Source organism: Novosphingobium sp. SG919, from assembly GCF_012932495.1.
GTDB lineage: Bacteria > Pseudomonadota > Alphaproteobacteria > Sphingomonadales > Sphingomonadaceae > Novosphingobium > Novosphingobium rhizosphaerae.
Window position 1 is genome coordinate 269321 of record NZ_JABCNG010000005.1, and the last position, 20673, is coordinate 289993.

13 protein-coding genes are annotated in these 20673 nt (G+C 65.3%); 4 read left to right on the forward strand and 9 right to left on the reverse strand.

All coding sequences use genetic code 11. The features are described 5' to 3' along the window. Nucleotides 1–25: 25 nt before the first annotated feature. Together lepA and FHT19_RS19135 are read right to left on the reverse strand one after the other, a co-directional pair. Nucleotides 26–1828: a translation elongation factor 4 gene (gene lepA / locus FHT19_RS19130; protein WP_168557632.1), complete on the reverse strand. Its 1803-nt coding sequence runs from the start codon at nucleotides 1826–1828 to the stop codon at nucleotides 26–28. Between the two features lie 98 nt (nucleotides 1829–1926). Beyond that, a complete protein-coding gene (locus FHT19_RS19135) occupies nucleotides 1927–4593 on the reverse strand; it encodes an EAL domain-containing protein (protein WP_168557631.1) in 2667 nt (888 codons plus the stop codon). A 193-nt stretch (nucleotides 4594–4786) separates the two neighbouring features. Here FHT19_RS19135 and FHT19_RS19140 point away from each other — a divergent pair, with 193 nt between their 5' ends. Next, entirely contained in the window at nucleotides 4787–5587 is an 801-nt protein-coding gene (locus FHT19_RS19140; RefSeq protein WP_248290558.1) for an alpha/beta hydrolase, read from the forward strand. Between the two features lie 54 nt (nucleotides 5588–5641). Here FHT19_RS19140 and FHT19_RS19145 read toward each other — a convergent pair whose 3' ends face one another. The 6 genes from FHT19_RS19145 to FHT19_RS19170 all read right to left on the reverse strand — a co-directional run bounded on the left by FHT19_RS19145 (nucleotide 5642) and on the right by FHT19_RS19170 (nucleotide 11860). Further along, complete coding sequence (locus tag FHT19_RS19145) at nucleotides 5642–7072, reverse strand: globin-coupled sensor protein (protein WP_169476377.1); 1431 nt, start codon at nucleotides 7070–7072, stop codon at nucleotides 5642–5644. Between the two features lie 176 nt (nucleotides 7073–7248). Further along, nucleotides 7249–8367 (reverse strand): DNA polymerase III subunit beta, encoded by a 1119-nt coding sequence (gene dnaN / locus FHT19_RS19150; RefSeq protein ID WP_168557629.1) that lies wholly within the window; start codon nucleotides 8365–8367, stop codon nucleotides 7249–7251. 242 nt (nucleotides 8368–8609) lie between these two features. Continuing rightward, the gene (locus tag FHT19_RS19155; protein WP_246866304.1) at nucleotides 8610–9140 is read right to left on the reverse strand and encodes a hypothetical protein; all 531 of its coding nucleotides are present in this window, start codon (nucleotides 9138–9140) and stop codon (nucleotides 8610–8612) included. After that, nucleotides 9140–9904 (reverse strand): 3-oxoacyl-[acyl-carrier-protein] reductase, encoded by a 765-nt coding sequence (gene fabG / locus FHT19_RS19160; protein WP_168557628.1) that lies wholly within the window; start codon nucleotides 9902–9904, stop codon nucleotides 9140–9142. The genes FHT19_RS19155 and fabG overlap by 1 nt, the downstream gene beginning before the upstream one ends. Nucleotides 9905–10055: 151 nt before the next feature. After that, entirely contained in the window at nucleotides 10056–10994 is a 939-nt protein-coding gene (gene fabD / locus FHT19_RS19165) for an ACP S-malonyltransferase (protein WP_169476378.1), read from the reverse strand. Nucleotides 10995–11026: 32 nt separating this feature from the next. After that, nucleotides 11027–11860 (reverse strand): LD-carboxypeptidase, encoded by an 834-nt coding sequence (locus FHT19_RS19170; protein WP_169476379.1) that lies wholly within the window; start codon nucleotides 11858–11860, stop codon nucleotides 11027–11029. Nucleotides 11861–12280: 420 nt separating this feature from the next. Here FHT19_RS19170 and FHT19_RS19175 point away from each other — a divergent pair, with 420 nt between their 5' ends. Further along, nucleotides 12281–13711: a Mur ligase family protein gene (locus FHT19_RS19175; protein WP_169476380.1), complete on the forward strand. Its 1431-nt coding sequence runs from the start codon at nucleotides 12281–12283 to the stop codon at nucleotides 13709–13711. A gap of 9 nt (nucleotides 13712–13720) precedes the next feature. On the opposite strand, the gene FHT19_RS19180 is transcribed toward FHT19_RS19175, so the two are convergent. Next, a complete protein-coding gene (locus FHT19_RS19180) occupies nucleotides 13721–14266 on the reverse strand; it encodes a GNAT family N-acetyltransferase (RefSeq protein ID WP_168557624.1) in 546 nt (181 codons plus the stop codon). Between the two features lie 300 nt (nucleotides 14267–14566). Between FHT19_RS19180 and rpsA the strand changes: the two genes are divergently transcribed. Both rpsA and FHT19_RS19190 read left to right on the forward strand, forming a co-directional pair. After that, nucleotides 14567–16267, forward strand: a complete 1701-nt coding sequence (gene rpsA, locus FHT19_RS19185; protein ID WP_168557623.1) for a 30S ribosomal protein S1 — start codon at nucleotides 14567–14569, stop codon at nucleotides 16265–16267. Nucleotides 16268–16477: 210 nt separating this feature from the next. After that, nucleotides 16478–20650 carry a calcium-binding protein gene (locus FHT19_RS19190; RefSeq protein ID WP_169476381.1) on the forward strand — a complete coding sequence of 1391 codons (4173 nt, stop codon included), beginning with the start codon at nucleotides 16478–16480 and terminating at the stop codon, nucleotides 20648–20650. Nucleotides 20651–20673 lie beyond the last annotated feature (23 nt).

Below are 20673 nucleotides of genomic sequence, written 5' to 3' on the forward strand. Positions count from 1 at the left end.
GGTTCCCCGCCGCGCCGCGCAGACGTCACTCCTCGCCCATTCGCAGCGCGGCGATGAAGGCTTCCTGCGGGATCTGCACGTTGCCGTACTCGCGCATCCGCTTCTTGCCTTCCTTCTGCTTTTCCAGAAGCTTCTTCTTGCGGCTGATGTCCCCGCCATAGCACTTGGCGGTCACGTCCTTGCGCATCGCGGCAATGGTCTCGCGCGCGATCACCTTGGCGCCGATCGCGGCCTGGATCGGGATCTTGAACAAGTGGCGCGGGATCAGGTCCTTGAGCCGCTCGCACAGCGCGCGACCACGCGCTTCGGCCTGGCTGCGGTGCACGATCATGCTCAGCGCGTCGACCGGCTCGTTGTTGACCAGGATGTTCATCTTGACCAGATCGCCTTCGCGCAACCCGATCTGCTCATAGTCAAAGCTGGCATAGCCACGGCTGATCGACTTGAGCCGGTCATAGAAATCGAACACCACTTCGTTGAGCGGCAATTCGTAATTCACCTGCGCGCGCCCGCCGACATAGGTCAGGCCGGTCTGGATGCCGCGGCGGTCCTGGCACAGCTTGAGGATCGAGCCGAGGTGTTCGTCGGGCGTGTAGATCGTCGCCTTGATCCACGGCTCTTCCATGGTGTCGATCTTGACCACGTCGGGCATGTCGGCCGGGTTGTGCAGTTCCTGGGTGGAACCGTCGGTCATGCTCAGGCGATAGACCACCGAAGGCGCCGTGGTGATCAGGTCGAGGTCGTATTCACGGCTCAGGCGCTCCTGGATGATTTCCAGGTGGAGCAGCCCGAGGAAGCCGCAGCGGAAGCCGAAGCCCAGCGCCGCGCTGGTTTCCATTTCAAAGCTGAACGAAGCGTCGTTCAAGCGCAGCTTGCCGATCGAATCGCGCAGCTTTTCAAAGTCGGCCGCGTCCGTCGGGAACAGCCCGCAGAACACCACCGGCTGCACTTCCTTGAAGCCGGCCAGCGGCTCGGCCGCGCCGCCCTTGACCGTGGTGATCGTGTCACCCACGCGGGCCTGGGCCACTTCCTTGATCTGCGCGGTGATGAAGCCGATTTCGCCCGGCCCGAGTTCGGCCAGTTGCTCGATCTTGGGGCGCATGCAGCCCACGCGGTCGATCAGGTGCTCGGTCCCGCCGGCCATGAACTTGACCTGCAGGCCCTTTTTGATGACCCCGTCGATCACGCGCACCAGGATGACGACGCCCAGGTACGGATCGTACCAGGAATCGACCAGCATCGCCTTCAAGGGCGCGTTGCGATCGCCGCCCGGCGGGGGAATGCGCGCCACCACGGCATCGAGCACTTCCTCGATGCCGATGCCGGCCTTGGCGCTGGTCAGCACGGCATCGCTGGCATCGATGCCGATCACTTCCTCGATCTCGGCCTTGACCTTTTCCGGCTCGGCGGCGGGCAGGTCGATCTTGTTGATCACCGGCACGATCTCGTGGTCATGCTCGATCGACTGGTAGACGTTGGCGAGCGTCTGTGCTTCCACGCCCTGCGCCGCGTCCACCACCAAGAGCGCGCCTTCGCAGGCGGCCAGGCTCCGGCTCACTTCATAGGCGAAGTCGACGTGGCCGGGCGTGTCCATCAGGTTGAGCTGATAGGTCTGCCCGTCCTTGCCCTTGTAATCCAGGCGCACGGTCTGCGCCTTGATGGTGATCCCGCGCTCGCGCTCGATATCCATGTTGTCCAGCACCTGCGCGGTCATTTCGCGCTCGGCCAGGCCGCCGGTGTATTGAATCAGGCGGTCGGCCAGGGTGGATTTGCCATGGTCGATGTGGGCAATGATGGAAAAATTGCGGATCAGCGCGAGGTCGGTCATGCGCCGCCGTTAGCAGGCCCTTTGCGCCCTGTCATCAGGGGCGATGGGAGTGTTTGGCCGCAGGGAACATGCCCTGCCGCGGCCATCGCAACATGCCTTCACCCCACCTTGCGCTGTACCGTGCGTTCGGGCAGCGGCATCGGCGCGCGCACCTGGACCACGGCGATGCGGCCATCCTCGTCGGCCTTGAGCGGGGCGGCGAATTCCACGCCCATGCGGTCGTCATTGCTCCAGCGGCAGGTGCCCGTCACAGTATGGCCATCGGCCAGTTGGATGCGGAACACCGTGCCTGCCGGCACATTCCACAGCCCTTCGATCAGCGCGCCGGTCATCGAGATGTTGCGAACCATGCCGTTGTATTTGTGCCCGGCGTGCTCCAGCACCACCTTGCGCAGCATCGACTGGCGGCTGGCGCGGGCCGAACGCGGCCCTTGTGCCACCGCGACAAGGCCCGTGGAAAGCCGCGCCGCCGCGTTCACCGCCGAAAGCGGGCGCTCATAGATATAGCCCTGGACGTGGCTGCAGCCCAGCATGCGCACCAGGTCCAGTTCGTCGAGCGTCTCGACGCCCTCGGCCGTGGTCTCCATGCCCAATGCTTCGGCCAGGCTGACGATCGAGGCGATGATCGCGCCGTTGCGGCTGCCCGGCTGGGTGGCGCCACGCACGAACGACTGGTCGATCTTGATCTTGTCGAACGGCGCGGAGCGCAGATAGCCAAGCGAGGAATAGCCAGTGCCGAAATCGTCGAGCGCCAGGCGCACACCGATTGATTTCAATTGCTTGAACATCTGGTCGGTGCCCTCGTCGTTGTTGAGGAACACGCTTTCGGTGATTTCCAGCTCAAGCCGCTCGGCATCCACGCCCGCGTGGGCCAGCGCCGACGTGACGATCGTGGGCAGCGCCGGGTTGGCAAACTGCAGCGGCGACACGTTGACCGCCACGCGCACGTCTTGGGGCCATTGCGCCAGATCCTGGCAGGCCGTGCGCAGTGCCCATTCGCCGATCGCGGCGATCAGGCCGGTGTCTTCGGCAATGGGGATGAACTTGGCCGGCGAAATGAAGCCATGCTTGGGGTGGTGCCAGCGCAGCAGCGCCTCGAACCCGGTGATCCGCTCGGTCGCGGTCTGCACCACCGGCTGGTAATAGAGTTCCAGCCCGCCGTGGGCCACTGCGTCACGCAGTTCCTCTTCCAGCTGGCGCCGTTCCTCGGCATCGCTGTGCAGGTCTGCGGCATAGAAATGATAGCGCCCGCGCCCGCCATCCTTGGCGGCATAGAGCGCGAGGTCGGCGTTGCGAATCAGCGCCTCGCTGGTCACCCCATCGTCGGGCGCGATGGCGATACCCACCGATGCGCCGATCATCACGCGATTGCCGTCGATGGCATAAGGCGCCGAAAGCTGCTCGATCACCTGCCCGGCGAGATAGGCAAGGTGGTCGCGCTCAATCTTGCCGGGCATGATCACCTGGAATTCATCGCCGCCCAGGCGCCCAACGCGGCCGACATTGCCGATCACGCCCTCCAGCCGCTGCGCCACCTGCTTGAGCAGCGCGTCGCCCGCCGGATGGCCCAGCGTATCGTTGACCTGCTTGAACCGGTCGAGATCGAGCAGGAACACGGCGCAGGCGCGGTGCTGCACTTGCGGGGCAACCAGGATCTTTTCCAGCGTCTGCGACATGCGCAGGCGGTTGGACAGGCCGGTCAGCGAATCGAACTGCGCCAGGCGCGAGGCATGTTCGGCCGAGCGGCGCTTTTCCGTCAGATCGGTGCCCGAACCGCGAAAGCCCTGGAAATTGTTGAAGGTGTCATAAGTCGGGCGGCCGTTGATCTGCCACCAGCGCTCTTCCAGATCGGTGGCTGCACGCACGGCCAGTTCGGAAAAGCTCGATCGCGCCGAAAGGTGGAACGCCAGGGTGCGCTCGCCTTCGCCGGCCTGGCTGGCCAGGTTGAACAGCTCGGGAAACGGGCGGCCGATCAATTCTTCCACGCTGCGGCCCAGGATCTGGGCCACGGGGCGGGACAGGTAAGTGATCTGGCCGCGTCGGTCGGTTTCCCAGAACCAGCCCTGGCCGGTTTCCTCGTAGTCGGCCAGGATTTCCTGGGCCCGCGTCTGGATGCGGGTTTCGATTTCCATCTGTTCGCGCGTGCGCGCTTCGATCTCGCGCTGGCGGAAATAGGCGGCCACCGCCACGGCGAGGCCGATGCCCAGCGTGACCAGCCCGCCCAGACGGCTCGCCGCACAGGCAACGCCTGCCCAGATCGCCACTTGCGCCACCAGCACGCCGGCCAGTTGCCCGGATTCGAACACCGTGGCGAGCAGCGAGACGGTGACCAGCAGGGCCAGGGCCTCAAGCCAGGGCACGGCGCCGATGTCTGCCCAATGGCCCACCGTTGCGCCAAACAGGAACATCGGCATGCCCACGGCCAGCGCCATCAACATCATCCGCGGCGCAGTGCCCACCACGCCGGCGTTTTCAACCCGCACTGCCAGCGCGCCCAGCAGGGCGAGCACCACGGCGGTGATTCCCACCGAAAGCACCGTGCCATCAGGCACCGTGGCATTGAGCGCGCCCAAGCCGACCAGCCCCACGGCCATCGGCACGGCAATCTGCGGCCATTCGCGCGCGATCAGGCGGTTGCCGTGGCGCAGTGCCGGGGCGTGGCTCGATGGCACGCGTTCGCGCCGCCGCTGGGTGCGTGCATAGTCGCGGCGATCATCGCCACGTGCTTCAAGATCGGTCTGCTGAGCCCCGGATACGTCTGCCATGACACCGACTTGCCCGAACGGCTTTGAAAAACCGTTAAGCAGACCTGACGAAGGCGCTCGAAATCTGCCCACTTTTACCTCCGTAATGAACCTGCTAGGCCGCGCGCCGGGGCCGGAAGGGACGTTGCAGCGCAAAAGGACGGTTTCTGGCCGGCCTGTTCGTGCGGCACGGCCGGCAGGAGATGACGGGATCGTGGCGAGTTTAACCGCTGATTTTTCGATGGTTGGCGTGGCGGGCCGGCGGCTGAGGCTGGGGCAATGGCACGTTCGCGCGCAAGCGGCGCGTCCGCTCGTGCTGCTGAACGGCATTGGCATGAACATGGAGCTGATGGAGCCCGTGGCGCGTGCCTTGTCCTGCCGCCGGGTCATCAGCTTCGACGTGCCGGGCATCGGCAAGTCACCCGACCCGATCATTCCCTATACCATGCCGTGCATGGCGCTGACGCTCGCGGCGCTGCTCGATCGCCTGCATCTCGATGCGGTCGACGTGCTGGGCATCAGCTGGGGTGGCGCGGTGGCGCAGCAATTTGCATTCCAGCATCGCGCGCGCATCGGCCGGCTTGCCCTGGCGGCAACCGCGGCGGGCGTGGCCATGGTCCCCGGCAATCCCACGATCCTGAGCCACATGGCCGATCCGCGCGAATATACCGTGGCCCGCACCCTGCAACGCAATCTGGCCATGCTCTATAACGGCGGCGGCCGCCACGCGGTGTCGCTCAATGCCGCCATGCCGCCCTCGCCGGTCGGCTGGGCGTGCCAGTTGAGCGCTTTCTCCAGCTGGAGCAGCGCGCCGTTCCTGCCGCTGCTTTCGGTGCCCACGCTGGTTCTGCACGACGAGGAAGACCAGCTCATTCCACCCGCCAACGCCCATTTCCTGCATGGCGCCATTCCCGGCAGCCAGCTCGAATTGTTCAAGGGTGGCGGCCACTTGTTCATGCTGGCCGATCCCGAAGCCTTTGCCGCCACGCTGCGCGGGTTCCTCGACGCCGCCTGACGCGGAAAAGCACCCGCGCAGCCTTGCGCTGGGCGGGCCTGTGCCCAGGCCGCTTCAGGCAGCCCGCCGCACCGCCGCCTGATGCCCCGACAATGCGTCCACCCGGAAATGCCCGACGAGATCGGCCATGCGATCGGCCTCCCCCGCCAGGCTCCGCGATGCCGCGGTCGCTTGCTCCACCATCGCCGCGTTCTGTTGCGTCATCAGGTCCAGTTCGTTCACCGTGGCCTGGATCTGGCGGATATTGCCGGCCTGCGCCCGCGCGCCTTCGGCAATGTTGGCCGCCACGTCGGCAATCGCCCCCACACGGTTGACGATGCGCTCGAACGTTTCCCCGGTCTGCCCGACCAGCGTAACGCCGCGTTCCACCTGGACCGAGCTTTCGCCGATGAGCTTCTTGATATCGAGCGCGGCTTCGGCCGATCGCTGGGCAAGCGCGCGCACTTCGTTGGCCACCACGGCAAAGCCGCGCCCGGCGTCACCCGCGCGCGCCGCCTCGACCCCGGCGTTCAGGGCGAGAAGATTGGTCTGGAACGCGATGCCGTCGATCACCGCGATGATCTTGCCGATTTCCGCGGCAGAGCGGTGGATGTCGTTCATCGCCTGGACCGCTTCGTCCAGCACGCCGCCACCCTGGCGCGCGTCGCCATGGGCCTGCTGGACGGCAGAATTGAGTTGCGTCGCCTCTTCCGCCGTGGTGCTCACCGTGCCGGCAAGCGTGGTGATCGAGGCCGAGGCCTCTTCCAGCGAGGCAGCCTGCTGTTCGGTGCGGCGGGCCAGATCGTCTGACGCTTCGCGGATTTCCTTGGCCCCGGTATCGACCGCGCGCGAGGTTTGCGACACTTCGCCCAGCGCGCTGCTTACCTTCTTGCGCATCGTTTCCAGGTCGTTTTCCAGCGCGGCATAGGCTTCGGGCAGGCCCGATAGCGCCACGGTGAAATCGCCTTCGGTCATCTTGCGCACGGTGTGCCCCACCTGCGCCACGACGGCCTGGCGCTTGGCATCTTCCGCCTCGAAATAGGCAGACAGCGCCAATTCCATGTCCATCAGCGCCATTTTCACCAGCGTGGCCACGGCCTTGGCGCGGCTGCGCCCCATCGCGCCAAGCCCGCGCCCCAGGAACCGCACGATGACTTCATCCAACACCGAGGCATAGGCCCCGATATACCAGCCCGGCGCCAGGCCGATGCGGGCGTGCACATCGCCGATGCGCTGGGCGCGTTCGGCCAGATTGGTGCCCGGCGCGCCGCTGAACATGCCGCGCCAATGCTCGATCTGCTTGTCGCGCGCATGGCTCATCGCCTGTCGCGATGAAAAGAATCGCGCAGTGTCGGGCGTGCTTCCGATCCTATCGTAAAGCCGCTCCAGCGCGGGCGGCGCGAGGCTGTCCATCGCTCCGGCGATCTGGGCAAAGCGCGCCACATCATCCGCAGAAATGTTGAAGAATGCCAGCTTCTGATCGACGTCCTGCTGGGAGAGGGCCATGAGGTTTCCTTGACGGTATGAACGGCCAAGGGATACCGGCTTTGGTTCAATAGCGCGAAAACACCCACTAGGGGATCATCCGCAATCCCGTGCCTGCTGCGCCGCACCAACGAAAAGGGGCGGAAGTCGCATCGACCCCGCCCCATTCGCGTTCCATCGGCAACACGCCGCGCCGGTTACACCCGCATGGGCATCAGCACATAGAGCGCGGGAGACTTGTCGTCCTTGCGGATCAGCGTGGGCGCGCCGGCATCGGCCAGGTGCAATTCCACCGTGTCGCCATCGATCTGGCTGAGGATGTCCTTGAGGTAATTGGCGTTGAAGCCGATCTCGAAACCTTGGGCGGTATAGTCTGCCGGCAGTTCTTCGGCAGCGGTGCCGTTGTCAGGGCTGGTAACGGACAACGTCACGCGGTCGGTTTCCAGCGCCATCTTCACCGCGCGGGTCTTTTCCGTGGCGATCGTCGCCACGCGATCGACGCCTTCGTAGAAGCTGCGCGGATCAAGCTTGAGCAGCTTGTCGTTGGCGGTGGGAATGACCCGGCTGTAATCGGGGAACGTGCCGTCGATCAGCTTGCTGGTCAGCACCACGCCGTGCTCACCGCCCAGGGTAAAGCGCACCTTGCTGGCCGAAAGATCAAGCAGCACGTTGGTATCGAGCACTTCTTCCAGCAGCTTGCGCAGTTCGCCCACGCATTTGCGCGGCACGATCACATCGGGCATGCCCTCGGCACCCTCGGGGCGCGACAGGGTGTAGCGCGCCAGGCGGTGCCCGTCGGTGGCAGCAGCCTTGAGCACGTCGTCGGCCACGTGGAAAAAGATCCCGTTGAGGTAATACCGGGTTTCCTCGGTCGAGATGGCAAAGCGCGTGCGGTCGATCAGTTCGGCCAGCGTGCGCGCGGGAATTTCGAAGCTGGTCGGCAGATCGCCTTCCACGATCATCGGGAAATCGTCGCGCGGCAGCGTGGGTAGCTGGAAGCGGCTGCGCCCGGCCTTCACGATCATGCGGTTGTCGCTGGTCTCCAGGCTGACCTGCGAGCCATCGGGCAGCTTGCGCGCGATGTCGAACAGCAAGTGGGCCGAAACGGTGATGGCACCGGCGCCTTCCACCGAAACGGCCGGCATCGATTCGACGATCTGCAGATCAAGGTCGGTCGCCATCAGGCGCACCGAATTGTTGGCCGAAGCCTCGATCAGCACGTTGGAGAGAATGGGAATGGTGTTGCGGCGTTCGACAACCGACTGGACGTGGGACAGGCAGCGCAGAAGAGTCGCGCGTTCGATGGTCGCCTTCATTCTCGTCTCGATCCCCAGTCTCGTTTACCCAGCCCGTTCAGACAGAATCTGACCCAGGCCGGACTGGACGGACAGGCGCCGTCCGGGTTGGCTGCACGCACAAAGGCCATGGAATCACAGCCCGCAGCGTTGCGTTTCGGACCACCTTTCTTAGCGTGGCGTGCCCCTTGGGCAAGGCTCGCCTTGCCTGCCCCCCGTGAAACTGTGCATAAATGGCCCGAAAACTCGAAAAAATCGTGGTTTCAGTCCAGATCGCGCTGCCCGTCGAACATCAGCGCGGTGGCCACGATCCAGCCGGTGATCAATTCCCACCCTTGCGCGGTCACGCTGGCCGGGGGCTTGCCGGCCTTGTCCAGCGCCTCGCCCACGATGCGCAAGTCGCCCTGCGTCACCTTGTCGGCCGGGTTGTTGGTGTTGCCCGGCCCGATATCGAGCGCCTGGTCGATCAGGCCCGAACGAATGCCCAGCGCCGCCAGCCGACCGTCAAGGGCGTCGCGACCCATGCGCCCCCAGGTATAGCTGAAATACGCCTCGCGCTGCTTGTCGTTGAGCAACTGGTCGGCGGCGCAAGCATCGGTGATGGCGCGCAGATCGGCCTGGGTGGCGTTGGCAGTGGGCGTGCCGGGCACCAGGATCGCATCGGCCACGCGGATATCCAGCCCCTCGGGCGCGGCCTTCACGCCGCAGGCCAGCGTCTCGGGCGGGCGCGCGCCGGCCGGCCATGGCACGCTCAGCGCCACGGCGGCCAGCGCCATCATCCACCCGGCTCGCATCAGGCGAACATCGCCATGCCGCCGTTCACATGCAGCGTCTGACCGGTCATGTAGCCGGCTTCCTTGCTGGCCAGATAGGCCACCGCCGCGCCGATGTCCTGGCCTTCGCCCATGCGGCCCATGGGAATGCGGCCGTTGAGCGCGTCCTTCTGCGCATCGGGCAGCACGTCGGTCATCGCGGTGCGGATGAAGCCGGGCGCCACGCAGTTGACCGTCACATTGCGGCTGGCCAGTTCCTGCGCCAGGCTCTTGGACATGCCCACCAGGCCCGCCTTGGCAGCGGCATAGTTGATCTGGCCCGGATTGCCCGTCGCCCCCACCACGCTGGTAACCGAGATGATGCGGCCAAAGCGTGCTTTCATCATCGGCTTGGTGGCGGCGCGCATCAGGCGGAACGCGGCTTCAAGGTTGACGCGGATCACCGCATCCCATTCCTCGTCCTTCATCCGCATCGCCAGGTTGTCACGCGTGATGCCGGCATTGTTGACCAGGATGTCGATCTTGCCCAGCGTGTCGAGCGCGGCGGGAACCAGGCGTTCCACCTGCTCGGCGTTGGACAGGTCGCAGGTCACCTCGACATGGTCGTGGCCATAAGTGTCGTTCAGTTCTTCGCGAAACGCCCGCAGCTTGGCCGGGTTGGTGCCCGAAAGCGCCAGGCGCGCGCCCTGGCGGGCCAGCGCATGGCTGATCGCCGAACCGATGCCACCGGCCGCGCCGGTCACCAGGGCGGTCATGCCGGTCAGGTCAAAAAGACGGTTTTCCATAAACTTGGCTCCACAATATGCTGGCCGCCGGTCCTGTTCACCGTCGCCCCGGATCGAATCCGGAGCCCTGCGCCACGTGGCGGGCACGGTGGACCCAAGCGGGACCCCGGATCAAGTCCGGGGTGATGAAGGGATGGACGAAGAAGCGGTTTCAGAGGTCTTTCGCCAGGGCCTCGATATCGGCCATGGTGATCACGCTGGTGACGGAAAGGTCTGCGCCGGCCGAGCGGGTGATCATCGGGGCAAGGACTTTGCCGCCCAGTTCCACGAAGCGTTCGACGCCCGCTTCCTTCATCGCGATCGCGCTTTCGCGCCAGCGCACGCGGCCGGTCACCTGCTCCACCAGCAACTGCTGCACTTGCGCCGGATCGGTGACGATCGCGGCGGTCACGTTGGCGAACAGCGGCACGCGGAAAGCCTGGGGCGGCGTGGCGGCCAGCGCATCGGCCATGGCATCGGCCGCGGGCTGCATCAGTGGGCAGTGGAACGGCGCGGAAACCGGCAGCAGCACGCCGCGCTTGATGCCGTGCTCCTTGACCAGCGCCACCGCGCGCTCGATCGCTTCGCGATGGCCCGACAGCACGACCTGGGTGGGATCGTTGTCATTGGCGACGGTGCAGACCTGGCCTTGCGCCGCAGCTTCCGCCAGCGCCGTCGCCTTGTCGATATCGGCCCCCAGCAGCGCGCACATCGCGCCTTCACCCACCGGCACGGCGGCCTGCATCGATTGGCCGCGCAGCTTGAGCAGGCGCGCGGTATCGGCCAGCGAAAAGGCCCCGGCAGCGCAAAGCGCGGTATATTCGCCCAGGCTGTGGCCGGCCACGAAATCGGCCTTGTCGGCCAGGGAAATGCCGCCTTCCCTTTCCAGCACGCGCAGCACGGCAATGGCATGAGCCATGATCGCCGGCTGGGCATTCTCGGTCAGCGTCAGCGCGTCGTCGGGGCCCTGCGTCATGATCTGGAACAGCTTCTGGCCGACCGCGTCGTCCACTTCCTCGAACACTTCGCGCGCGGCGGCACTGGCGGCGGCGAGTTCGGCGCCCATGCCCACCTTCTGGCTGCCCTGCCCCGGAAAAACGAATGCCCGCATTGTTCAAAGCCTCCTGAAAACTGGCGCGCGCCCTATTGACCCTGCGGGGTTCCTGCAAGCCCGAACGGCACGATGCGATTGTCGGCGTCGTGCCCGATCTGGGCCCGGCCCAGGTATGGCAGGCCGGCGCGCGCGCACCAGTGGCGCGCCATCTCTTCCACGGAAATGCCAAAAGGCCTATCGTTTTCAGGCACCTGGGTTACCCGGCCAAGCCGCAGCCCGGCCGCCTTCCCGGCTGCTAGGCCCGCCGTGACGTGGAACAGCAGGCGATCGACGGCATAGTCGTATTCGCTCACTTCCTCCACCATCACCACGTGCCCGGCCAGATCGGGCATGACCGGCGTGCCCATGATCATCGCCAGGGTCATGAGGTTGAACGCCACGGCCGGCACAGCGCCATCGAGCGAAGGTTCCAACCCGCAAACCTCGCCGCCCAGCCAGGCGAGCGTGCGCCGCACCGCCGCCTCGCCGCCTTCGCGGCGCACGTCCACCGGCATCGGCGCGTGAACCGGCCGGCCGATGCCCGCGCGATACAGCGCCGCCAGCATCACCCCGCCGTCGGAATAGCCAAGATAGGCCTTCCCGCGCGCGGCTGGTCCCAGCAGCCCGAGCGCATCCTGCGCAATCCGCCCCGCGCCATAGCCGCCGCGCGCAAACCACACCGCGTCAAAGCCGGGATCACTGGCGCATTCCACGAAAGCGGCCAGGCGCAGCGCATCCGGCCCGGCAAAATGCCCTTCCTGGGCAAAGCACTGGTCGTGAAAGACGATTTCCACGCCGGGATGATCCTGCGCCAAGGCGGCCACGCGCACGGCATCGTCGCGGTCAAACGGGGTGGACGGGGCACAGACGGCAACGCGCAACATAGCGGCTGTGTTAGGCCGTGCCGGGGCCTTCGTCCATCGCACTTGGTTAAGCAGATATTGCCCGAATACTTAGGGCGCGCGTTTCGGGAAAGGTTTTCGGGCCTGCCGCGTTGAGCGGATGACAGGGCCGAACGGGCACGCTGGACATGCAGCGTGGGCCGCTCCGGTGCTGTCGCCCCTTGCGCCTTTGCAATCGGGCGAAGGGCCGAAGATGGCTTGGCCGAACTTGTGCTCTCCACGGGGAGCCTGGCTCCGGTCTCGCCATTTTCCGGCCCGGACCCGGTCCTGGTGAAAGGGCCTGGCCGAACGATGCCGTCCACCCTGGCATTCGCTCCGGCCAGCCCTTTCCACCGCCAGCCCCCAATCGCCAGCCCCAAGCAATCTTGCCTCGGCGGCCATTTTCTGTAGTGCCTTGGCGCCATGGCCCACACCGTTTCCGCGCCCGATGATGCGCTTGTTGCCCACCCCTGGTTCTTTTGCGGCATCGGCGGATCGGGCATGTTGCCCCTGGCGCTGATCCTGAAAGGCGCCGGCGCGCAAGTGGCCGGGTCGGATCGCAGCCGCGACCAGGGCCGTACGCCGGAAAAGTTCGCCTGGCTGGAAAGCCTGGGCTTTGCCCTGTTCCCGCAGGATGGCAGCGGCATCACCTCGGCCAACCAGGCGCTGGTTGCCTCCGCCGCGGTGGAAGACACCGTGCCCGAAGTGGTGCGCGCGCGTGACCTGGGCTGTCCGCGCTTCACCCGCGCGCAATTGCTCGCGCGCCTGTTCAACGCCGCACCGGTGGGCATTGCCGTGGGCGGCACCAGCGGCAAATCGACCGTCACCGGCATGATCGGCTGGATCCTCACCGCCACCGGCCGCGATCCCACGATCATGAACGGCGCGGTGATGAAGAACTTCGCCACGCCCGATGCGCCGTTCGCCTCGGCGCGGGTTGGCCAGGGTGACTTGTTCGTTTCGGAAGTGGATGAAAGCGACGGTTCGATCGCGCTCTATCGCCCGCAGATCGCCGTGCTCAACAATGTCAGCCTCGATCACAAGAGCCTGGAAGAATTGCGCGATCTGTTTGGCAATTTCCTGGCCGCGGCGGCCGTGGCGGTGATCAACGCCGATGACGCGGAAAGCACGGGCCTGCGCCATCGTGCCCACGCGGCGCTCACCTTCGGCTTTGCCGAAAGCGCCACGATCGGTGTGGTGCCCGGCAGCGTGGCCGAAAGCCCCACCGGCATTTCAGGCACGGTGATCGACCGGCGCGATGGCGCGCAATATCCACTCACCCTCGCCGTGCCGGGCCGCCACAACCTCGCCAATGCCCTGGCCGCGCTGGCCGCCGCCAGTGCCGCCGGCCTGCCCTTGGCCGAGGCCGTGGCAGCGCTTGCCGGCTATGCCGGGCTTGCTCGCCGGTTCGATATCGTCGGCACCAGCGCCAGCGGCGTGACGGTGATCGACGATTTCGGCCACAACCCGGAAAAGGTGGCCGCCACGCTCGCCACGCTCAAGGCGCATCCGGGCCGCGTGCTCGCGCTGTTCCAGCCGCACGGCTATGGCCCGCTGCGCCAGATGGGTGCGGAATTGGCCGAAGTCCTGGCTACCCGGCTCGGGCCGGATGACCAGGTTATCCTCACCGACCCGGTCTATTTCGGCGGCACGGTGGATCGCACGATGGGTTCCGAACGGATCGTCGCCTTGATCAACGGGCAAGGTGGCCGGGCCGAGCACGTCGGCCAGCGCGGCGAGGCAGGCGAAAGGCTCGTCGCCCTCGCCCGCCCCAGTGACCGGATCGTGATCATGGGTGCGCGCGACGATACCCTCTCGGCGTTCGCGCGCGATGTGCTGGCCAGCCTTCCCTGACCAGCCCTCTCACGCCAGCTTCTTTTCCAGCATGACCAGGTGCGGATCGCCCTCTACCCCGTGGGCGATGAAACCATAGTCCTTTTCCAGGTCGATCGCGGCCTGGTTGGCGCGGTCCTCGATGGCGATCACGCGGTCCAGTCCGCGGCGCTCGCCTTCATGGGCCAGCAGATCGAGCATGGCCCAGCCCACGCCCTGCCCGCGAAAGTCGCCGCGCACCGAAACCGCCACTTCGCCGGTGTCCATCGCGGCGTCGCACGCCAGCATGCCCGAAGCGACAAGGTCGCCGCTCGCCTGGTCGAACGCGAGGAAGCTTTCGGTGCGCCAGTGGTCCACCCGCGTCAGCGGCAAAAGACGCTGGTGATCGAGATGCCCCGCCGCCGCCAGGAAGCGGAAACGCCGGTCTTCGGGCAACACAGCATCAAAGAACGCGGCCAGCGCGTCTTCGTCTTCGGCAAAGGCCTGGCGCACGCTCAGCGTCACGCCATGGCGGGTGACGACCGTGGCCGCGCGGGCCAAGGCGGCCAGGGTGGGTGGGGTTTGGGTGGCAGTCATCGCGGCATCTCCCGTCGGCAGGAATTGATGCATCGCAGCTAGCCGCGTTTCGCCCCCCGGACCTTGACCTTGCGCAAAGCGGGCGTTTGCAAAACACGCGGTTTTGCTTGCATTTCACAAGGGGCAGGCCTAAGCGCGCGGTGTTCTGCCGGCCCTGCCGGAAGAATGCCTGCGCGGGCATCCGGCCCGCACGGGCGGATCGGCCCTTTTGGCCCATCATCCTGCATGGGGCAGGTGGTGGAGAAAAGACCGGCGGACCCAACCGCCTGGCCGGAAACATCGATACTAGGAAGACTTTCCATGTCTACCAACCCGACGCGCGACGATTTCGCCGCGCTGCTTGACGAATCGCTTGGCGCTGGCGCCACCGGTGGCTTTGAAGGCCGCGTCGTCAAGGGCACCGTTACCGCCATCGAAAACGACAAGGCCGTCATCGACGTGGGCCTGAAGAGCGAAGGCCGCGTGGCCCTCCGCGAATTCGCCGCCCCCGGCCAGCCGCACGGCCTCAAGGTCGGCGACGAAGTCGAAGTGTTCGTCGACCGCGTGGAAAACGCCGAAGGCGAAGCCATGCTCAGCCGCGACCGCGCCCGCCGCGAAGCCGCCTGGGACAAGCTCGAATCCGAATTCGGCGAAGGCAAGCGCGTTGAAGGCGTGATCTTCGGCCGCGTGAAGGGTGGCTTCACCGTCGATCTCGACGGCGCCGTGGCCTTCCTGCCCGGTTCGCAGGTCGATATCCGCCCGGTGCGCGACGTGACCCCGCTGATGGACATGCCGCAGCCGTTCCAGATCCTCAAGATGGATCGCCGCCGTGGCAACATCGTGGTTTCGCGCCGCGCCGTTCTGGAAGAAACCCGCGCCGAACAGCGTTCGGGCCTGATCCAGAACCTCAAGGAAGGCCAGATCATCGACGGCGTCGTCAAGAACATCACCGATTACGGTGCGTTCGTTGACCTGGGCGGCATCGACGGCCTGCTCCATGTCACCGACATGAGCTACAAGCGCGTCAACCACCCGAGCGAAGTGATCGCCATCGGCGACACCGTGCGCGTCCAGATCATCCGCATCAACCAGGACACGCAGCGCATCTCGCTGGGCATGAAGCAGCTGGAAAGCGATCCGTGGGATGGCGTTGCCGCCAAGTACCCGGTTGGCGCCAAGCTGCGCGGCACCGTCACCAACATCACCGAATACGGCGCCTTCGTGGAGCTGGAACCGGGCATCGAAGGCCTGGTCCACGTTTCGGAAATGTCCTGGACCAAGAAGAACGTCCACCCCGGCAAGATCGTTTCGACGAGCCAGGAAGTCGACGTCATGGTTCTGGAAGTCGACAGCGACAAGCGCCGCATCAGCCTGGGCCTCAAGCAGGCGCAGCAGAACCCCTGGGAAGCTTTCGCCGAAAAGCACCCGGTCGGCTCGATCGTGGAAGGCGAAGTCAAGAACGCCACCGAATTCGGTCTGTTCATCGGCCTGGATGGCGACGTGGACGGCATGGTCCACATGTCCGACATCGCGTGGGGCATCTCGGGTGAAGACGCCCTCGCCCTTCACCGCAAGGGTGAGCAGGTCAAGGCCGTGGTCCTCGACGTGGACGTCGACAAGGAGCGCATCTCGCTCGGCATGAAGCAGCTCGAAAAGGGCGCTCCGGCCGCTGGCGGCGTTGCCACCTCGGGCTCGCTGCGTCGTGGCGAAGTCGTCACCGTCACTGTCCTCGAAGTCCGCGATGGCGGCCTCGAAGTGCAGGCTGGCGAAGACGGCGCGACCGGCTTCATCAAGCGTTCGGACCTGGGCCGCGATCGTGACGAACAGCGTCCCGACCGCTTCCAGGTGGGCCAGAAGATCGACGCCATGGTCACCGGCTTCGATCGTTCCAAGAAGCCCAACTTCTCGATCAAGGCCCGTCAGCTGGCCGAAGAAAAGGAAGCCGTGGAACAGTACGGTTCGTCGGACTCGGGCGCTTCGCTCGGCGACATCCTGGGCGAAGCCCTCAAGGCGCGCGGCTGATCCCGCAAGCCTCAGGGGTTTTGAGCGGGGGCCTGGCGCCCTCGCCGCCTGAGACAACACGAAAAGGCCCGCTCGGCATCTGCCGGGCGGGCTTTTTCGTGGCCGTCGCAATCGCTCCAGAACGGCGAAAACTTTTGAAACATAGGATTTGACGGTCTTCCGGCGCGCTCTATCCTGCCGCCGTCACGCAAGAATTCCCAGGGGCAGGACTTGATCACCACCTACGGCACCGCCGGCAACGATACCATCACCGGCACCAATCCCGCGCCCAAGGATTTCTATGACGGGTCGGACGACATCGATGCCGGCGCTGGCGATGACATCTTGCGCGGCCTCGGCGGCAATGACTATTTGCATCCGGGGACCGGCAACGACCTGGTCGATGGCGGCAGCGGCGACGACTGGCTGTTTGCCACCTGGGAATCCGGTTTTGCCTATGCCGGCACGGTCCAGACCTGGATCGGCGGAACGGGATCGGATCTGCTCTGGGCAAACCTGGGCACAGCAACCCAGCCCTTTTCGCTCGACCTCTCGCTTACCACGGCGCAAGCCACTGGAGTGTTCGGAAACTTCATCGTGTCCGAGGTGGAAGGGGTAGCCGTTTCCGGCACGGTCGGCACTTTGCGCGGCTCTGCGGGCAACGACTGGCTCCAGGCGACAGCAATCATGACGGGTGGATTGATTGCCGGAGGCGCCGGCAACGATATCATCGTACTCAGTTCCAGCACGCCTGCCGTGCCCGTCGGCCCTTTCACGCTCGATGGCGGCGCCGGCTCGGACTGGCTGGTCGTGGGCATCCAGGGATGGACCACCGGCAAGAACGGCACCACGTTCTCGCTCGTTCCCTCCACCGCAGCCAACGCGATGACGCTTACCAGCATCGAAAATCTGGCAGGCGGCTATGGCGACGACGTGCTGACCGGCAACGCGGGCGCCAATATCCTGGCGGGGGGTTATCGCAACGACGTTTTGCGCGGCGGCGATGGCAACGACACGCTCTATGGCGATGGCGCCTGGACCACCACGGGCAAGCGCACCTGGGTCGACACCGTCACGCTGAATTACGGCAATGACACGCTGGAAGGCGGCCTGGGCAACGATCGCCTGAACGGCGGCCTGGGGCTGGATACGGCCACCTATGTCCATGCCAGCGGTGCGGTCACGGTCGATCTTGGCCTTGGCACGGCAACCGGCGCCGATGGCAACGATACGCTGACGGCCATCGAAAACATCAATGGTTCCGCCTATGCGGATACGCTGATCGGCGATGCAGGGGATAACCTTATCAACGGCATGGGCGGCGCCGATCGCATGATCGGTGGCGCGGGCAACGATACGTTCGTCATCGACAACAAGGGCGACCAGGTCACCGAGAACGCCGGCGGCGGGATCGACACGATCAAGTCCAGCCTTTCGTGGACCGCCGGGGCCGACATCGAAAACGTGACGCTGACCGGCAGCGCCGCGATCAACGCCACCGGCAACGATCTGGACAACGTGCTGACCGGCAATGCCGCCGCCAATGTGCTCACCGGGGGCCTGGGCAACGATACCTATGTGATCCAGGGGCTGGATGACGTGATCGTGGAAACCGCCGATGCCGGCGTGGACACGGTGCGCGTCACTTTCGACTATACCCTGGGCGACACTCTCGAGAATCTGACGATGGATGCCGGCGGCCACCGCGCCACCGGCAATGCCCTGGCCAATGTGCTGACCGGCAGCAGCGGCGCCGACGTGCTCGATGGCGCAGGCGGGGCCGATACGATGATCGGCGGGCAAGGCAACGATATCTACTATATCGACAACGTCGGGGACACGGTTGTCGAAGAGTACACCTACAACAGTGGCACGGACACGGTCTACAGCACCGCGTCATTGGGCAAGATTGCCAATGTCGAAATCATCTACCTGCTGGGTGACGCAATTACCGCCACCGCGACATTCGACACGACCATCTACGGCAACGACAAGAACAACGTGATCACCTATTTCAACGCCAGCAGGATCTATGGCGGAAAGGGTGACGACGTCTATTACAATGTCAACGGGGTGAACGATGGTACCAAGTATGGCATCTTCGAAAACGCCGATGAAGGCACCGACACGGTCTATACCACCGCCTATACCTATATCCTGCCCGACAATATCGAAAACGGCGTGATCTCTGCGCCCACGCATGGCGGCGCGTTGACCGGCAATGCGCTCGACAACGTGCTGACCGGGGGCGATTTCTACGATACGCTGATCGCCAAGGGCGGGCACGATACGCTGATCGGCGGCCTGGGTGACGATTTCTATGTCATCGAGACGACCGGCCAGGTGATCATCGAAAAGGCTGGCGAGGGCAACGACCGCGTCTATGCCTCGCTGTCGTACACCCTGGGCGAAAACCTGGAAAATCTCTATCTGCGGGGAGACGCGGCCGAAGGCTATGGCAACAGCTTGGACAACCGCATCGAGGGGACAGCCAAGAACAACATCCTCGACGGCAAGACCGGGGCCGACGTGATGGTCGGCTATGCCGGTGACGATACCTATTACGTTGATAACCTGGGCGATCAGGTGATCGAAGAGGCAGGTTCGGGCACCGACACGATCGTGACGTCGATCGACTACACGTTCGCGCGTGCCTCCAATGTCGAGAAACTCATTCTGGCCGAAGGCTCTGCGGCGCGGCGCGCCATCGGCAGCGATGCCAACGAAACCATCACCGGCAACAGCGCGGACAATGACATCGACGGCCGCGGCGGGATCGACCGCATGGTCGGCGGCCTGGGCAACGACACCTATCACGTCAACACCGCGAACGACACGGTGGTGGAACTGGCGGACCAAGGCATCGACACGGTCCTCACGACGATCGACTACACGCTGGGCGCAACGCTGGAAAACCTGGCCGCCGAAATCGGCGCCGGGACGCTGCGCCTCACCGGCAACGGGCTGGACAACATCGTGACGGGAGCCAGCGGGGACGACCTGCTGCGGGGCCTTGCCGGCAATGACCGGCTGGAAGGCGGCAATGGCAACGACTATCTGGACGGCGGCACGGGCAGCGACACGCTGCTGGGCGGCGCCAATGCCGACACCCTAGTGGGCGGCGACGGCGCCGATACGCTCGATGGTGGCGCAGCCGCGGACAAGCTGCTGGGCGGCAATGGCGATGATAGCCTTGTCGGTGGCGACGGTGACGATAGCCTCGACGGTGGTGCGGATAACGATACGCTGGACGGTGGCATCGGCACCGACGTGTTGAACGGCGGCGATGGAAGTGATCGCCTGATGGGCGGCGACGGTGACGACAAGCTCGACGGCGGCACCGGTGCCGACACCATGATCGGCGGCAGCGGCTTCAACACGTTCATCGTCGACAATGCCGGCGATACGGTATCGGGCTCTGGCACGGTGCAGGCTTCCGTCAGCTTCGCACTGGCCGATAGCGACAATCTCACCCTCACCGGTACGGCCGCGATCGACGGCACCGGCAACAGCCTGGCCAACGTGCTGACCGGAAACGGCGCCAACAACGTGCTGAACGGCATGGGTGGCGATGACACGCTGGACGGCGGGCGCGGGTTAGACACGCTGAACGGCGGCGAGGGCAACGATACCCTGCTGGGCGGCGCAGGCAATGACAGCCTGGATGGCGGCATCGGCAACGACCGGCTGGATGGCGGCACCGGCAGCGACGTCATGACCGGCGGGGCAGGCAACGACACGTTCATTTTCGATGGCAGCGGCGACAGCGCGATCGAACTGGCCAGTGGCGGCACCGATCGGGTGTTTTCCTCGGCCACGATCACCCTTGCCGCCAATATCGAAGTGGGCGCGCTTACCGGTGAAGCAGCCACCTCGCTTACCGGCAATGCCCTCAACAATGTCATGGGCGGCAATGCAGCGGCCAACACCCTGTCGGGCGGGGACGGCAACGACGTGCTGCTGGGCCGCGATGGCAACGACACCTTGCTGGGCGGCAATGGCGCCGACCAGCTGATCGGCGGATCGGGCAACGATACGCTGACTGGCGGCGCGGGCAGCGACAGGTTCGTGATCAGCCCGTTTCCAGAAGCAGGCATCGACCGGATCATCGATTTCGTCTCTGGCACCGACAAGATCGTGCTGCTCAATCCCTCACTGTCCGGCATGTTGACGGCCGATGCCTTCCGCGTCGGCACCGCCGCGCTCGATAGCAACGACGTGCTGATCTACGACCGGGGAAGCGGCAATCTCTATTTCGATGCCGACGCCAACGGCGCGGACGCTCCCATCCTGCTGGCCACGCTGGCACCCAACGCCGCCCTTGCCGTGACAGACATTGTCCTGCAGTCGTTCAGCGATTTTGCAGCCGAGAATGCCGCGACACAGGCGCTGTTGGTACTGTAACCTTGGCAGCGGCGCCATAACCT

Coding starts and splice junctions, on each gene's coding strand:
- lepA (WP_168557632.1), bottom strand. CDS start 1,828: ATGACCGACCTCGCGCTGATCCGCAATTTTTCCATCATTGCCCACATC.
- FHT19_RS19135 (WP_168557631.1), bottom strand. CDS start 4,593: ATGGCAGACGTATCCGGGGCTCAGCAGACCGATCTTGAAGCACGTGGC.
- FHT19_RS19145 (WP_169476377.1), bottom strand. CDS start 7,072: ATGGCCCTCTCCCAGCAGGACGTCGATCAGAAGCTGGCATTCTTCAAC.
- dnaN (WP_168557629.1), bottom strand. CDS start 8,367: ATGAAGGCGACCATCGAACGCGCGACTCTTCTGCGCTGCCTGTCCCAC.
- FHT19_RS19155 (WP_246866304.1), bottom strand. CDS start 9,140: ATGCGAGCCGGGTGGATGATGGCGCTGGCCGCCGTGGCGCTGAGCGTG.
- fabG (WP_168557628.1), bottom strand. CDS start 9,904: ATGGAAAACCGTCTTTTTGACCTGACCGGCATGACCGCCCTGGTGACC.
- fabD (WP_169476378.1), bottom strand. CDS start 10,994: ATGCGGGCATTCGTTTTTCCGGGGCAGGGCAGCCAGAAGGTGGGCATG.
- FHT19_RS19170 (WP_169476379.1), bottom strand. CDS start 11,860: ATGTTGCGCGTTGCCGTCTGTGCCCCGTCCACCCCGTTTGACCGCGAC.
- FHT19_RS19175 (WP_169476380.1), top strand. CDS start 12,281: ATGGCCCACACCGTTTCCGCGCCCGATGATGCGCTTGTTGCCCACCCC.
- FHT19_RS19180 (WP_168557624.1), bottom strand. CDS start 14,266: ATGACTGCCACCCAAACCCCACCCACCCTGGCCGCCTTGGCCCGCGCG.
- rpsA (WP_168557623.1), top strand. CDS start 14,567: ATGTCTACCAACCCGACGCGCGACGATTTCGCCGCGCTGCTTGACGAA.